General features: G+C 44.4%; 15 protein-coding genes and 1 riboswitch. Of the genes, 13 read left to right on the top strand and 2 right to left on the bottom strand.

The features are described 5' to 3' along the window. Window positions 1-26 precede the first annotated feature (26 nt). The 5 genes from DL346_RS09070 (at window position 27) to DL346_RS09050 (ending at window position 5,343) form a co-directional block, all read left to right on the top strand. Complete coding sequence (locus tag DL346_RS09070; protein WP_112881675.1) at window positions 27-860, top strand: sugar phosphate isomerase/epimerase family protein; 834 nt, start codon at window positions 27-29, stop codon at window positions 858-860. Between the two features lie 138 nt (window positions 861-998). Further along, on the top strand, window positions 999-1,562 hold the full coding sequence (locus DL346_RS09065) for a hypothetical protein (protein WP_112881674.1): 564 nt from the start codon (window positions 999-1,001) through the stop codon (window positions 1,560-1,562). Beyond that, a complete protein-coding gene (locus tag DL346_RS09060; protein WP_112881673.1) occupies window positions 1,563-1,910 on the top strand; it encodes a hypothetical protein in 348 nt (115 codons plus the stop codon). It abuts the gene before it with no gap. Window positions 1,911-1,981: 71 nt separating this feature from the next. Further along, window positions 1,982-2,111, top strand: a riboswitch (SAM riboswitch). Between the two features lie 99 nt (window positions 2,112-2,210). Beyond that, window positions 2,211-2,735 carry a hypothetical protein gene (locus DL346_RS09055; RefSeq protein ID WP_112881672.1) on the top strand — a complete coding sequence of 175 codons (525 nt, stop codon included), beginning with the start codon at window positions 2,211-2,213 and terminating at the stop codon, window positions 2,733-2,735. A 184-nt stretch (window positions 2,736-2,919) separates the two neighbouring features. Continuing rightward, a complete protein-coding gene (locus tag DL346_RS09050) occupies window positions 2,920-5,343 on the top strand; it encodes a GH116 family glycosyl-hydrolase (RefSeq protein WP_112881671.1) in 2,424 nt (807 codons plus the stop codon). Between the two features lie 20 nt (window positions 5,344-5,363). On the opposite strand, the gene DL346_RS09045 is transcribed toward DL346_RS09050, so the two are convergent. Continuing rightward, window positions 5,364-6,254 carry a helix-turn-helix transcriptional regulator gene (locus tag DL346_RS09045; RefSeq protein ID WP_165822427.1) on the bottom strand — a complete coding sequence of 297 codons (891 nt, stop codon included), beginning with the start codon at window positions 6,252-6,254 and terminating at the stop codon, window positions 5,364-5,366. Window positions 6,255-6,308: 54 nt separating this feature from the next. Continuing rightward, window positions 6,309-7,514 (bottom strand): ROK family transcriptional regulator, encoded by a 1,206-nt coding sequence (locus tag DL346_RS09040; protein ID WP_112881669.1) that lies wholly within the window; start codon window positions 7,512-7,514, stop codon window positions 6,309-6,311. 203 nt (window positions 7,515-7,717) lie between these two features. On the opposite strand from DL346_RS09040, the gene DL346_RS09035 reads away from it, so the two are divergent. From DL346_RS09035 to spoIIP, 8 genes are all read left to right on the top strand, one after another. Continuing rightward, window positions 7,718-8,509: a sugar phosphate isomerase/epimerase family protein gene (locus tag DL346_RS09035; RefSeq protein WP_112881668.1), complete on the top strand. Its 792-nt coding sequence runs from the start codon at window positions 7,718-7,720 to the stop codon at window positions 8,507-8,509. Between the two features lie 24 nt (window positions 8,510-8,533). Next, the gene (locus DL346_RS09030; protein WP_112881667.1) at window positions 8,534-9,517 is read left to right on the top strand and encodes a Gfo/Idh/MocA family protein; all 984 of its coding nucleotides are present in this window, start codon (window positions 8,534-8,536) and stop codon (window positions 9,515-9,517) included. Window positions 9,518-9,524: 7 nt separating this feature from the next. Beyond that, on the top strand, window positions 9,525-9,956 hold the full coding sequence (locus DL346_RS09025) for an RbsD/FucU family protein (protein WP_112881666.1): 432 nt from the start codon (window positions 9,525-9,527) through the stop codon (window positions 9,954-9,956). Window positions 9,957-9,969: 13 nt separating this feature from the next. Beyond that, on the top strand, window positions 9,970-11,019 hold the full coding sequence (locus tag DL346_RS09020; RefSeq protein ID WP_112881665.1) for an aldo/keto reductase: 1,050 nt from the start codon (window positions 9,970-9,972) through the stop codon (window positions 11,017-11,019). 78 nt (window positions 11,020-11,097) lie between these two features. Next, entirely contained in the window at window positions 11,098-11,943 is an 846-nt protein-coding gene (locus DL346_RS09015) for a phytanoyl-CoA dioxygenase family protein (RefSeq protein ID WP_165822426.1), read from the top strand. A gap of 19 nt (window positions 11,944-11,962) precedes the next feature. Next, window positions 11,963-12,757, top strand: coding sequence for a cysteine hydrolase family protein (locus tag DL346_RS09010; protein WP_112881663.1), 795 nt, complete (start codon window positions 11,963-11,965; stop codon window positions 12,755-12,757). A gap of 452 nt (window positions 12,758-13,209) precedes the next feature. Next, a complete protein-coding gene (locus DL346_RS09005) occupies window positions 13,210-13,632 on the top strand; it encodes an RNA polymerase sigma factor (protein WP_240633074.1) in 423 nt (140 codons plus the stop codon). Then, window positions 13,616-14,527: a stage II sporulation protein P gene (gene spoIIP, locus DL346_RS09000; protein WP_112881662.1), complete on the top strand. Its 912-nt coding sequence runs from the start codon at window positions 13,616-13,618 to the stop codon at window positions 14,525-14,527. The genes DL346_RS09005 and spoIIP overlap by 17 nt, the downstream gene beginning before the upstream one ends. Window positions 14,528-14,560: the final 33 nt, after the last annotated feature.

The following is a 14,560-nucleotide window of genomic DNA, read 5'->3' as shown; positions in this document are numbered from 1 at the left end:
GCAACTAAACATGGGAGGGATACCGTATGAATATTAGCATTTGTTCTTTCAGTTTTCACAGAATGTTGGCTGCAGGGGAACAGGATATTTTCCAATATATTCAGGATTGCAAACAACTCGGGTGTACGCAGCTTGATCCTTGGAACGCGCACCTAGCCCAGCTGAATCATGGAGCCGAGGTGCTGCATGCCGGTGCCAACCCGAACCAATCCCAGCATCTGACGGCCATGGACGACGAATTTCTGGAACGCGTGAAGCTGGCGGCCGACGAAGCCGGGTTGCCATTCGGCTGTATCGCCGTTGACGGGGCGCATATCTATGAAGAATCGGAAGAAGCGCGAAACAGCAACCGGCAGCGGGCATATCGCTGGATCGCCATTGCCGAGAAACTCGGCGCATCCTCGATTCGAATCGACTCCGGCGGACCTCAGCAGTGGACGGATGAAGTGTTTGACATTGTTGTTGATGGCTATCAAGATATCATTGACCGTGCCCAAAAGGCTGGTATCAAGGTGATCGTGGAAAATCACTGGGGGCCAACCGTAGATCCGGATAATGTCGTCAAACTTCTGAATGCAGTTCCCGGACTGGGATTGTTGCTGGATTCGTGGAATTGGGCGCGTGGGAAGCAGGCGGAAGGCTGGTTGAAGTGCGCAAAATACGCAACTGTCACCCATATCAAAACCTTCCATTTCACGGAGGATGGACAAGAACTGACCCAGAATATTCCTGCCTTCTGCAAATTGCTGCAGGACAACGATTTTCAAGGCACCTGGGGTGTCGAAAGCGTGCCGGCTGACGGCAATGAGATCGAAGGCGCTCGCAAGACGATTCAGCTGATTCAACGGTCCATTTCATAGGTTAACGAAAAGGAGCCTTACGGGCATCGCGCTCGCAAGGCTTCTTTGTTGGACGAAAATCGGTATTCTACTATATTTAAGTTGGAAAACCAGTACCATACAGCTCGACAATATATTGAAGACCTGCAGGAGGTTGTTATGAACACGCAAGAATCGCTTGTTCCTGTGCTGAATATCATTGGGCCTGTCGGCATTGGCAAGTCCAGTACCGCTGATGCCATCTCAGAAATTTTGGAGTATGACTATTCGCTTCCTCATGCGGTAGTCGACCTTGATCATGTAAGGCGTGCATTCCCTCCGCCAAGCGAAGACACTTTCAACATGGAGCTTGGGTTTAAAAATCTTGCTGCTGTCTGGAATAACTATCGTTCTGTTGGAGCCAAGTGTTTAATTATACCAAGTGTCATGGAAAGCAAAGAACATCTGGACAAAATGCGAAATTCTGTACCGGGAGCTGATATATTCGTCGTACGCCTTGTTGCGTCACTTGAAGTCAACCATGCTCGGATACGTGGCAGGGAAAAGACCATCGATTCACTGAATTGGCATCTACAACGCTCAACCCAGCTCGCCAAGGAACTCGCGCAAAAGAAATTGGAGCAAGCAATTGTAGACACTGAGAATAAGTCACCTTCTGACATAGGTCGGGAAATTATCGGCAAATGGGGGATCGTGGAGTGGCATGGAAGGGGAGATACATGATTGAAAAGCCAAGAGGTACATGAAATTTATACGAACAAAATCGAATATAAAAAGGGCAATACACTGAAATTGCTTGTCTGTGTTGAAGGTAATCTTCACGATTTTGCTGCTAACGGGTTTGGAGTAGAAGTAATTTTACATAACTGGGCTTATATGGATAAAGGAAAAACTATCAAGCCTTTTAAATTACTTAACTATGTACTTATCGATACCGACAAGTTCGAGGCACATTTGGATGTTATTAAGAAATCAACTACCATGGATGAAGTCATGTTACTGTGCAATGATGTAATGGATATTCTCAATACGTATGATTTATCTATAACTAAATGGGAAGTCCATCTCTAAGATGGACACCTGAAATATCTTGACAACAAGGTGCTTTATAGTATTATTGAAATAATTGAATATGTTGAACTTTCTTATCAAGAGTAGGTGGAGGGACTAGCCCGATGAAACCCGGCAACCGACAAACCTTTGCACAACAAAGGAATGCACGGTGCTAATTCTTGCGGAAACGCTGCGTTAAGCGAATCTGGGAGATAAGAGCGAGGATCTGACTTTGAATTTTTATGACCTTTCTCTTATTGCAGAGAAGGTCATTTTTGTTTTCATGAACTAGTTTAAACATGTAAAAGGAGGCACAGTATGCCGATCACGATTCCTGACATTTTTACGATGGATGATAAGTTTGAGTATCACCAGGATCCCCTTCATTTTGCTTTGCTGAATATGAAAAAATCGGCGATTGGTCTTGAATTATTGCAGCAGTTCAGGATTACTCGAATAGAATGTTTTCGGTTTGACCATAAGCTTACGGAAAAGCTGCAGCTTGGAGACGAGACGGATATCTGCGGGCTAATCGCAATTTCCACAAATACAGGAATCGTTGGTATAAAGGAATTTGCGATTCCTTGTAAATGCCTGAAGGGCGATTTGATTATGTGGGCAGCTCTTTTTCAGAAATTGAAAGGGATGACCTTGATGGAAAGCATCAACTACCCCCAACAAAAACAAGACGTATGGGGCCCGATTAGAGTAGAGTTAATTGAATCGGCTTTCGTGGATATCATTGAGAAAATCGGACGGAGATTAAAGGAAGGCGGGGATCCAAGAAACTTCTTGGATCGAGCATTCTTATTCGACCATGCGCAAGCGTACATCTCGTTTTAAGATTTGCGTGAGTCAGCGGAGCCCTGTTGTGGAGCAGCATGAGAATTGTTGCTCTTTTTTTATTGGCTTTTGGTCTCAGCTTGAACGTTTAAAATCCTCCAAGGAGAATTATTAAAGCGCTGCATTAACTTCGCTTATAAAATCACTTATATATTCAGTGATTATTAAAAGGGGGGTTACGTGAATGAACGTTGGTGGCGTAAACGCATGGTTAGACTTGAAGTTCAAACACATCGGCAATATCCGTAGAGATATGGAGTTTGGCTATTTTGAACAGCCTTGTTATTATACGGAATCTTTAGACAGGTGGTCTACAGAATGGGCGAAAGAACCTTATTTATATTGTTTCCAACTTGATGGTTCTGCTAGAAATAAAATCGATCCGCCGATCGGAATTAGATCGGCAGTTCCCTTGGGCGGCTTAGGTGCAGGTACTCTGGAACTTAGAGGCGATGGGAGCATTAAGGAGTGGAATATCTTTAATAATTCCCCTGCCGGTGGAGGGCAAAAAGTAGAGCTCAATGAGGCTTTGTTCGGTATCCGCGTTAAAGACAAAGATAAAAAGATAACGACGCGCTCCGTGAGAACGTCTCCTCCTGAAGGAATACCCGCTATTGAGGAAATTCAATATTCCGGAGCATTCCCCGTATCTCGCCTTAAGTTGAAAGATTCGGAAATGCCTATTGATGTAAGTTTGTTTGGCTATTGTGAATACCACATCGGCGATCCGGAGGCATCTGCTGCACCTGCAGTCATTTTCAGCTTCAATCTAAATAATCCTTCTGATTCGGATATGGACGTGGCTTTAATGTTCACGCTTCCCAATCATATTCAAGGGCGTTTTTCAAGAAGAGAGGGATTAGCTCTGACTAAGGATGGGGATGATGCAACCAGCGGTTCTATGGCCATCCATCTGAAAGGGGGGGACGACTACATTTTTGCAGGAAGTGCAAACGATCTCTCGCAATTGTGGACTGAATTCGCTGCGAATGGGACGATTTCCGGATTGAATCAATTGGATCGACTTGGCGCAATTGGAACGAATATAACCCTCCGGCGAGGTGAAACGAGAACAATCAGTTTTATTCTTTCGTGGTACTTTCCCAATCGAATGCACGATATCGAAAGAGTCGGCAATTATTATTCAAGACTCTATTCTAGCGCAAATGATGTAGCCCGAAAGGTGGCTGCACGGATCGAAGCAACTGTAATAAAAATTCTGCAATGGCAACGGCTTGTTTTTGATAACGATTTGCCGGAGTGGCTTCAAGATGCAATGGTCAATAGCACGGCTGCGATCTATAAAACCGGAATGTGGTTTGAAGACAAAAGATGGAGGCAATGGGAGTCATTTTCTTGTCCTAACGTATCTCCGATCCACATTGATTTATATCGTTCTTTGCCCTATATCATGTTTTTTCCATCTCTGCTGAAAAGCATGATCAGAGGTTATGCTGAGTTTCAGTGGGAGGACGGTTATATCCAGGAAGATTTAGGAACTAACAAATCAACCAAACCAACGAATTTCCGCCCCATGGGAGACTGCAACCCGGCCTTTATTTTGCTTATGTATCAACAGTATCTGTGGTTGGGGGATAAGGATTTCATTGATGAATTATGGCCGAACATTAGAAAGGCCGCTTTATGGCAAGTTCGGCGTTGTGAACCATTCGGTCTTCCTCATCATTTGCTCAATACGTATGACTGGTGGGAATTCGACCATAAAGATACGGTCTCTTACAATGCCGTTTTGCACCTTGCAACAATCAAGGCCGTGCAGAAGCTGGCAGAGATCCATGGAGACAAAGAGCTAGAAACCATATGTCAAGAAAATAGCGTCTCCTCCCAACAGCAATTCTATGAAAAGTTCTGGACGGGTGACTATTTTCGTTCCTGGTGGATGAATAAGGAAAATTATCCCGATGCATTGCACTCAGATACGCTATACGGACAGTTATGGTCGTTCTTGCTGGGCTTAGGTCCAGTGCTGGACAGCGAGAAAATGAAATCGCACTTAAACTGGGAAATGAAAAAGAATAACAGTGAATTTGGTCTTAAAGTGATGCAAGGCGATGGACGCGACAACGATAGTTATCCCGATCCCATGCCTGAATTGATTGGGAGTAATGGTCCTCGTGACAACTTAGTTTGGGAAGCGGCTTCTTTGGATTGGAGTGCGCTTAATCTTTATTTAGGTACTGACAAAGAAATTTGTCTGGCTGAAGCTGAAAAAATAGTATTAAAGTGGCGTGATAAACTAAGAGACCTATGGGATATTAAAGATTTAAGCACGGGCTGGAACGGGTACCCTTGGTGCAACTCCCATTATTCAAGGCAGCTTATCCTCTGGAGCATTCCAATGGCGCTCATCGACCAGCAGTATTCGAAACCTGATAAAAGTTTATCTGTAAAACCAAAGATGGCCGTACCGGTCAAACTCCCTTTCTTTACACCCGATGCCTGCGGAATAATTGAAATAACGGAGGAGGTTACGTATATCATTACTGTCCTATCTGGAACATTGGATTTGAATAAGTTGTGCGTTGGAGACAAGGTCATTGATCAAACCCTATCTCTTAAAGCAGGGGAATCTAAAATGATTAAATAAATGTAAAGACTATATTTTTATTAGGGGAAATAATACATGGTATCGTCATTAGGCCGTTTAATCATCTTTCTATAATTTGACGGGGTGCATCCAAAATAGCGTTTAAATGTACTTGAAAAGTATTGTGTCGTCGTAAAGCCAGCATCCAATGAAATTTCGGTGATCGACTTGTCCGTTGCTAGGAGTTCTTCTCTTGTTTGTTCTAATCGAAGTTTCAAAATGTATTCATTGGGCGTCAATCCAACTTCGTTCTTGAAAGCATTATATAAATAGCTCTCACTTTTATTAATAACGTCTGCTATTGTTTTAATACCGATATCCTCCGAGCAATGTTTCTCCATGTATTCGATTGAGGCTTGTATTTCATTTGATACCTCCAGAGATTCACTCTGTCTAAATGCAAAAGCGCATTCTATTATAATCTGACATAAAATACCTCGTATCATGGGTAATAAATGAGTTTGACTTTCATCGGACTGAAAGAGAAAGAATATTTTTTTTAATTGCCGCAAGAGCTCGATTACAAAAGAATTGATTTTAACGATTCCAGGACCTGCCATGGAAAATATTCTGTAGATCTCGTTCATTTCATGCTGGGTAAAAGGAGTATGTCTTAAGGTTTCTTGATCGCCCGGTTGAAAAACAATATAGGTCATTTCGCAAGGATAAGTCACTTCGTCCAAACCTCTATGCGCGACATGCGGAGGCATCAAGGACGCGTACCCATTGGTAAGATGCTGGGTAGGATGATTATGAATTTCCCAATGTACAATTCCTTTGTGCACGAACGTAAGTTCAAAACCATGATGCTTATGCCAGCTCAGCCTGTCAGCTGTTTGAAATGCATTGAAGCCTGTTACGTTAATAAAAGGCATTTGGATTTGATCGCTAAACAGCTGAATTCTGATCATAACATTCATCCACCTCGTATTGGAGTGCGACCCCGCCTCGAACGTTCAACTACACTAAACTTGACTTAGCAAGGGATAGCTCAAATAACGATCCAAAGCAAAATTGGCTGCGCCTAGCGCACCTCCAAATTCCGTAATGGATGCGCGCGTTACATGGGTCACATCGGAGAGAGAGCTCATCGAACGTTGTTTCATGACAGAAGTGGCAATTTCGACATACCGACTGCTGGCCATCGCTATCGAGCCGCCTAAAATAATCGCTTCCGGATTGAATAGATTGACGAGATTGGCCATCGTGATTCCCATGTATTCTGCCGCCTGACTAACAACCTTTAACGATAAGTTGTCGCCTCGCTCGGCTTCAGCACAAATGTCTTCAGCTTTAAGTAATTGCAGATCGCCTTTGGTGCCAAGCAAACTGCTTGTTTCTCCTTGACGTATTAGCTTTCTTGCCTCTGATTCCAACGCAGGTCCAGCTGCGTATACTTGTAAACACCCGTGGTTACCGCAAGGACATAAGATCCCGCGAGGCTCGATCGTAATATGACCAACCTCGCCGGATCCCCCGATAGCGCCATGAATAAGCTTACGATCTTGAAACAAACCCGACGCGATACCCGAACCGACCCCGATGTAGATCATATAATTAAAGTCCTTGCCCGCCCCGAACCGGCATTCCGCAAGGCCTCTCGCTTTATGGCGATTTAAAATGGCAGAAGGCCAACCTAGTTCTTCATCGATCATTTCTTTGATGGGGACTTCTGACCAGTTCAAGTCGACTGCACTCTGGATGATGCCTTTCTCTGTATTGATTAGCCCAGGCAATCCGAGTCCGATAAGCGGTATCGTCGTTACATCCAGTTTCTTAATGAATGGACGTATCTCGCGTATGAGAATGCCTAGGGTTTCCCTGGGCGAATGAGCGAAAGCAGGAAACGAAATAGTCTTAATCGTATTTCCGTTCAAGTCGAAGGCTCCAAGCGTCCAAGTGTTATTGTGCAAATCAGCCCCCAGAACGGCGCAGGTGAAAGGGACCATCTCGAGCGTGATAGCCGGTCTGCCTCTCGACGTTAATTGCTTTTCGGCTTCGGACACCCATCCTGCTTCGATTAACTCGCCAACGCAAGTTGAAATTGTCGCCCTGCTTAAGCCGGTTAGTTGGGTGAGCGCAATGCGGGACATAGGACCGTGAAAATGAAGGTTTCTTAAAATTTGCGTCTTGCTTTGCTTTTTATCTATAGGATTCAGAGACTTGCTCATTCGTATCACCTTGCCTATATAGTTTAATATTATACATAAATAAAGTGGGTATATCGTACAACAAATTATAGTACAACACTCTAATTAGATCAATATTCTCTAAATGAAACCAATATTTAATTCGATTATTGACGTAAATAGAGCAGTGATTTATCATGAGCTTAAGCATAACGGATAAACATCGATCGAGGAGTTGATTAGAAATGTCAACCAATGATATTCAATTTTCCGTATTCACAAAGCCATGGAAGAATTCTTCTATAGAGTGGGTCGGAGAATTCGTTAGCGGCCTGGGCTTCGACGGAATAGAGTTTCCCCTGCGAGATGGCTTTCAGTTGGAGCCGCAAAACGCAGAATTGGGATTGCCTAAGCTTACGGAGAAGTTGAAGGCGTATGGATTGAGCATCTTTAGCGTCGCAAGTTCAACCAAAGAGAACGTATTCGCCGGCTGCGCGGCTGCAGGGGTGCCAATGATTCGGATCATGATTGACATCGGACCAAACGGTTATATGGCGACGCTGGAAGAAGAGCGAAAAAAACTGGAAAGCTTACTTCCTCTATGTGAGAAGTATGGCGTTAAAATCGGGGTTCAGCAGCATTACGGGGACAACTTGGTTGATTCGATGAGTTTAAGGTATTTGCTTAACGGCTTTGATTCCAAATACATAAGTGCAATTTGGGATTCTGCCCATGATGCTTTAGCGGGCCAAGTGCCCGAATACGGACTGGATACCGTTTGGGACCATTTGGGAATGGTCAACTTCAAAAATGCGTACTACTACCGTCAGAATGGACCTGAAGCTCTGAATGCGGTATGGGAGCGCTACTTTACGACAGGCAGGCAAGGTCTGGCTTCTTGGCCTCGTGCTGCCGACTATTTGAAACAACGCGGTTATAAAGGGGTTATTTGCTTAACTGCGGAGTACGACGACGTGAAATCGCTCGATCGGCTTATCGCCGAAGATATTGTTTATGCGAAGTCATTATTTTCATAAAAACCACGAAGGGGGCATTCAAACATGGGTAAAGTTCAATCCGAGAAAGTCAGAGTTGCGGTGGTAGGGGCTGGGGGGATGGCCAATGCGGTCCATTATCCGTCGCTTCATTCTCTTCCGGATGTGGAAATCGCCGGCATATGTGATATTAACCCCGATAGACTTCATGCAACCGCCGAGAAGTATCTTATCCCTCGGAAGTATGACGATTACCAGAAGATGATCAAGGAAGTGGAGCCGGATGCCGTTTACGTGATCGGACAACCGCATATTCTGTACGACGTTTGGGACTGGTGTCTAGAGAATGGGCAAAATTTGTACATCGAAAAGCCGATGGGCCTGAACATGCATCAGGCGCGAGCGCTGGCTTACAAAGCCGAGAAGCATGACTGCATCACGCAAGTCAGCTTTCAACGACGAAGCTCGCCGATGGTGTCTCAGTTGAGGGATGAATGCTTAAAGAGAGGCCCAATCGTTCATGCGGTTTGCAAGTTTTACAAAAGCGAAATTAAACCGTTTCTAGGAGCGCGCGATCACATGCTGGACGACAGCGTGCATTCAATCGATACGTTGCGGTGGATGTGCGGCGGGGAAGTGGTGCGCATCGAGAGCGAAACGAAGCGGATTCAAGTGCCGAATATTAATTTTATTTCTGCGACGCTTCATTTCGATAACGGCTCCACTGGATATTTGATTAATAGTTGGTCGAGTGGAAGACGGATTTTTTCGGTAGAAATGCATGCGCCGAACATCTGCGTTGAGGCCGAGCATGAAACGAAAGGGTATTTATACGCAGATGGAGATACGAAAGGAATCGAGTATGATGCACGAGAGATCGCAGGCGGCAATGAGCTCTATATTTATGGGGGCTTTCAAGCCAAACACCGCGAGTTTATTGATTCTTTAAAATCAGGAACGCTCCCTTCCTCTCACTTTGGCGATGCCGTACATACGATGGAGGTCGCAGAGAAAATATTGGCTCAGGCCATGTTAAGCGGCAGGGGGTGAAGCTGCAATGCTCAAAGGAATACCTTCGATTATTTCTCCCGAGTTAATGACCGTATTGATGGAAATGGGACATGGCGACGAAATCGTTATTGCGGACGCAAACTTTCCCGCTGTGTCAAACGCACGGCGTATCGTACGCTGCGATGGCCATCCTGCGGCAAAGCTATTGGAGGCGATCATGAAATTTCTTCCGCTCGATTATGCGGTTGAAAAACCTGCGGCGGTCATGGCATTAAACGCTGGCGATCCAACACCTGAGGTGTGGCAAACCTATCTTCAATTGATCGCGGAACATGAGACAAGGGTTTGCGATTTCGATTATGTCGAACGTTTCGATTTTTACGAACGAGCCAGGAAAGCTTTTGCGATCGTCACGACGGGCGAGCAGGCGTACAAGGCAAATCTTCTTTTGAAGAAAGGTGTTTATCGCGAAAGCTGAGAGGAGCGCCGGTATGGAGAGCAGACAGTTAGGTCAAAGCGACCTTCGAGTCAGCGTGCTTGGCATGGGATGCTGGCAATACGGCGGAGGGAAATATTGGGGAAGCCAGGATCAACAAGACGTGAACGAAACGGTAGCATTAGCGATTGAACGAGGCGTTAACTTTTTCGATACGGCAGAAGTTTACAACGACGGGGATAGCGAACGTTCGTTAGGGATCGCGCTTAAAGGTAAACGTGACCAAGTTATTATCGGAACGAAAGTGAAGCCATCCAACGCGTGTCCCGAACTCCTAAGGCTCCATTGCGAGCAAAGCCTGCAGAGATTGCAAACCGATTACATCGATTTGTACATGCTTCACTGGCCGGTCGAACGTCACGCGATGGCTCATTTTACGACGGATGAAGCGGTTCTCGCCGAACCTCCTGCTCTTGCTGAGGTTTTCGGCATGTTGCAGCAGCTCCAAAAGGAAGGGAAAATTCGTCAAATTGGCGTTAGCAACCACGGGATCAACCAAATGGAGGAAATCTCGCAAGCCGGAGGGTCCTATATCGCCAATGAGTTGGCATACAGCCTGCTCTCCAGAGCAATAGAGGAAAATATTCTGCCCTATTGCAAGGAACGGAACATAGGCATCATCGGTTATATGCCGCTTCAACAAGGTCTGCTGACCGGGAAGTACACCTTCGCGGAAGAGGTTAAGCCGATGCAGGCCCGCTCACGTCACTTTCATCATTCTCATGGCGAAGGGACCCGACATGGAGAAGAGGGAGCAGTGGAGGAAGTATTCCGGGCAATAGCACAAATTCGCGAACTGGCAAACGAATTAGGCGTACACATGATTTCTCTATCGCTTGCATGGGCGATTGCGAACCAGGGACTTTCCACCATTCTTGTTGGCTCTCGTAACCGAGAACAGCTGATCCAGAATTTGCAAGCGTTTTCCATTTCGTTGTCCCCTGAGACGGTGTCGGAACTCAATAGCATTACCAAGCCCGTGCTAGATAAATTGGGCAACAATCCGGATTACTACGAACATCGGAATAATAGTCGAATTCGATAGGAAAGTCCCCGGGAATGAGCACCGGGGACTTTAACAAACCTAGCCGCTTGCATTATCATGGAATGGGAAGTGTTGATCATGAATGATGTCAATGTTAGTGTCAGTGAACTGCTTGACCATTTTGAAACGGAAGGTTATTGCATCATCCGGAATCTCCTGGACCCCTCCGTAATTGAAGACCTTCGGTTGGAAATTGAACAAATGGTTGAAGAGTACGCGCAAAAGCTGCTTGCCGATCATAAAACGATCGACTCCTACCCAAACGATCCAATCGAGAAGCGGCTAATGCGTTTGTTTGAGAATCATTTGAGCGAAGCTCCATCCATGTTCCGTAAACAGCTGCATCGAGAAGGATTTTATGGATTGTTTTTCAACCGTGGATTGCTGGATATCGTAGAAAAAAAGTTGGGGGAAGAAATTTTGCTTTACCCCAATTATACCTTGCGTCCAAAAATCCCCGAAATGGAGGCAGGCCGCGTTTTATGGCATCAGGATGCAGGCTATACGGGTAACGGGGAGGAGGTTGCTCAATTAAGAATGGTTAATTTATGGACTCCGCTCGTCAAAGTGAATGTGGAAAATGGATGCATGCAGTTCATCCCAGGAACACATAAGCTAGGTGCTGTTCCTCATGTAGAGAAGACATACTATTTGGAAATCGCGGAGGAAGAGCTTCAACCAAGATTGAAGGATGCCATTAATGTGGAACTTAACCCTGGCGATGTTGTAATGTTTCATAACCTGTTGTTTCATCAGGGACTGCCCAATCATTCCGATCATATTCGCTGGAGTTTGGATTGGCGCTATTTGGACGCGACGCAACCAACTCTCCGCAAAGAGAAAGGTCATATCGCCCGTAGCCGGAGTCATCCTGAGAAGGAAGTACATAACAAGCAAGCTTGGGCACAACTCAGTTTAACTTAGTGCAAAGGAGGTTTTTCTTTTGAAGGAATTCATTTTGAAAACACGCCGGCTGTCAAATGGCGATGGAAGAAATGAAGTGATAGAGGAAACCGTAAGCTTAGATGCTGCGAAAACCGCAGTTATTGTTTGCGATATGTGGGATAAGCATTGGTGTGTCCGAAGTACTGCACGAGCAGCAGAAATGGCGCCGCGAATGAATGAGCTGATTGATGAATTGCGAAGCAAGGGTGCTTTGATTATTCACGCGCCAAGTGAAACAATGGCGTTCTACAGCCACTATCCTGGAAGGGAACTGGCCCGAAGCGTTATGGTGGAAGGAAAGAGCTTGCCAAATGATTGGAAAAATCTTAATCCTGCATTGGAGAGTCCGCTGCCGATTGACGATTCCGACGGAGGATGTGACTGCAGTCCTCCATGCGTGGAGCGGCGTGCTTGGACGAGGCAGATCGAGTTGATCGACATCCTTGATTCCGATGCGATTACCGATACTACGGAAGCCATACATTTGATGCTTGCTAGAGGAATCGTAAACGTTTTTTTTATGGGCGTTGCGACCAATATGTGCGTATTAGGTCGTCCGTTCGGCATCCGTAATTTGGTGCAACAAGGTTTTAACACGATTCTTGTGCGTGATATGACCGATTCGATGTATAATCCGGCAATGCCGCCCTATGTCGATCATTTTACCGGAACCGAGTTAGTTATTCGCCATATTGAGCGCTATTGGTGCCCGACTGTCACCAGCGATCAATTTCTAGGCGGTTCGCCTTTTCGATTTAGAGAAACGGTTGAAGGATTTGTTGAACGGGAATAACCGATTGTCGAAGGCAGGCGATATAGTCAATGCCTGTGTGGATGACTTAATGAAGCCCTGTGAGCATTGTGCTCGCAAGGCTTATTTTTGTTGTTACAGCTCAACAATGTATTGAAGACCTGCAGGATTAATAAGTCCATTAAGCGAATAGTTAGTCGCTTCAAAGGATAGTACGTACATCTGCCGGGAATTCAAAATCAAATTTATGCTATACGATTCCGAGAATTGCGAGATGGTTTTTGTAACTTATTCGATTGCGTAACCGAATATAGAAGTGAAAATCATGTGGAGGTGGTTAGTTGAATGGAGTCAGGTGTTAGTTATAGCTTTTTAAAGACGGACGGAAATGTAGATGTAGAACTAACCATTAAAAACATCTATGAGGAACATTATAAAGCGGTGTACGGGGTTTCACGGGTAATAAAAGCGACGCAGAAGATTTAACACAAGAGGTGTTTATTCAGGTTATGAAATCAATTGCTTCGTTCAATCGGGCATTTCAATTACGAACTTGGATTTTATCCATTGCTAAGCATGTTGCTATTGATCATTACAGACGAAAAAAGTTTTACTTCTTGTTCAAGGAGAACTTCTTAATCCATATGGTTTCTAAATCCGGATTACCTCAAGAAAGCTTAGAAAATAAAGAGACGAGAAGAATGATTCAAGAATCGCTTGCAAAACTGAAAACAAAGTACAGACTCGTTTTTATTCTGCGGGCTATTAACGAACTATCCATAAAAGAAACGGCTGTCATTTTAAATTGCTCAGAATCAAAGGTTAAAGTGGATTACCATCGTGCATTGGGTATGCTGCAAAAAAAGCTAGCAAAAAGGTTGAAAGGAGAATCGGATTGCTATGACACGGAAAAATGAAGAATTCATAATAAACACTTTAAAACATTCTCCTGATATGAATCCCAGTATCGAATTCGTAAACCGAACAAGACAAGAATTACTGCATAGAGCACAAAACACAAATACGAATGAGAATATGTTTATTAAATATTTACTAAGATCGGGGTTAGTTGCCGCCTTAATGCTTGTTGCTTGGTTCACCTTTTTCTCAGGGAGCCAACAATTAAATACAGCTATTCATGCAGGTCTCAGTATATTCACCTCCAGATCTAGTGTGATCTCAAATACAAACGCCAAACCGGTAGTGTTTATCTATCATACTCATAATCTTGAATCATTCAAACCTGAACTAGGAAGTTCCTTAATTGGAAAGTCAGTTGAATCTCGTGATATTAACATTACACGGGTGGGGAAGTATCTTAGTGAAAAGTTAGAGGAGTTTGGAGTAAAGACGCTTGTGGATCAAACGGACTACACAACGAAGCCTAACTATAATTTCAGTGACTCTTATCAATTATCAAGAACAACAGTGTCCTCTGCTTTAAAAACAAACCCTTCACTAAAAATGGTGTTCGATGTCCATAGGGATTCTTTAACTCGAGATAAAACGACCACAAAAATAAATGGTAAGGACGTAGCGACAATTCACTTTGTAATCGCAAGTTCAAACGAAAAATATAAAGAGAATTTGAAACTAGCTTCTGAACTAAAAAAACAAATTGAACAATTATATCCACGTCTTTCGCCGCAGATATCATTGAAAAATCCTGCCGGGGATACAAGTCGGTCCTATAATCAAGAGCTCTTTAATCATTCGCTTTTGATCGAGATTGGAGGAATGGAGAACAGCCTTCAGGAAGAATATCGAGCTGCAGAAATCTTAGCTCAAGCCATTTCGAATATAGCTCGATAGACTAAGACTTGCTCAGTGATATCCTGACTGGAT

It is taken from the genome of Paenibacillus montanisoli (genome assembly GCF_003268025.1).
In the GTDB taxonomy this organism is placed as follows: domain Bacteria; phylum Bacillota; class Bacilli; order Paenibacillales; family Paenibacillaceae; genus Paenibacillus_Z; species Paenibacillus_Z montanisoli.
Note: the sequence above shows the minus strand (reverse complement) of the source record. Positions and strands in the feature narration are given on the sequence as shown.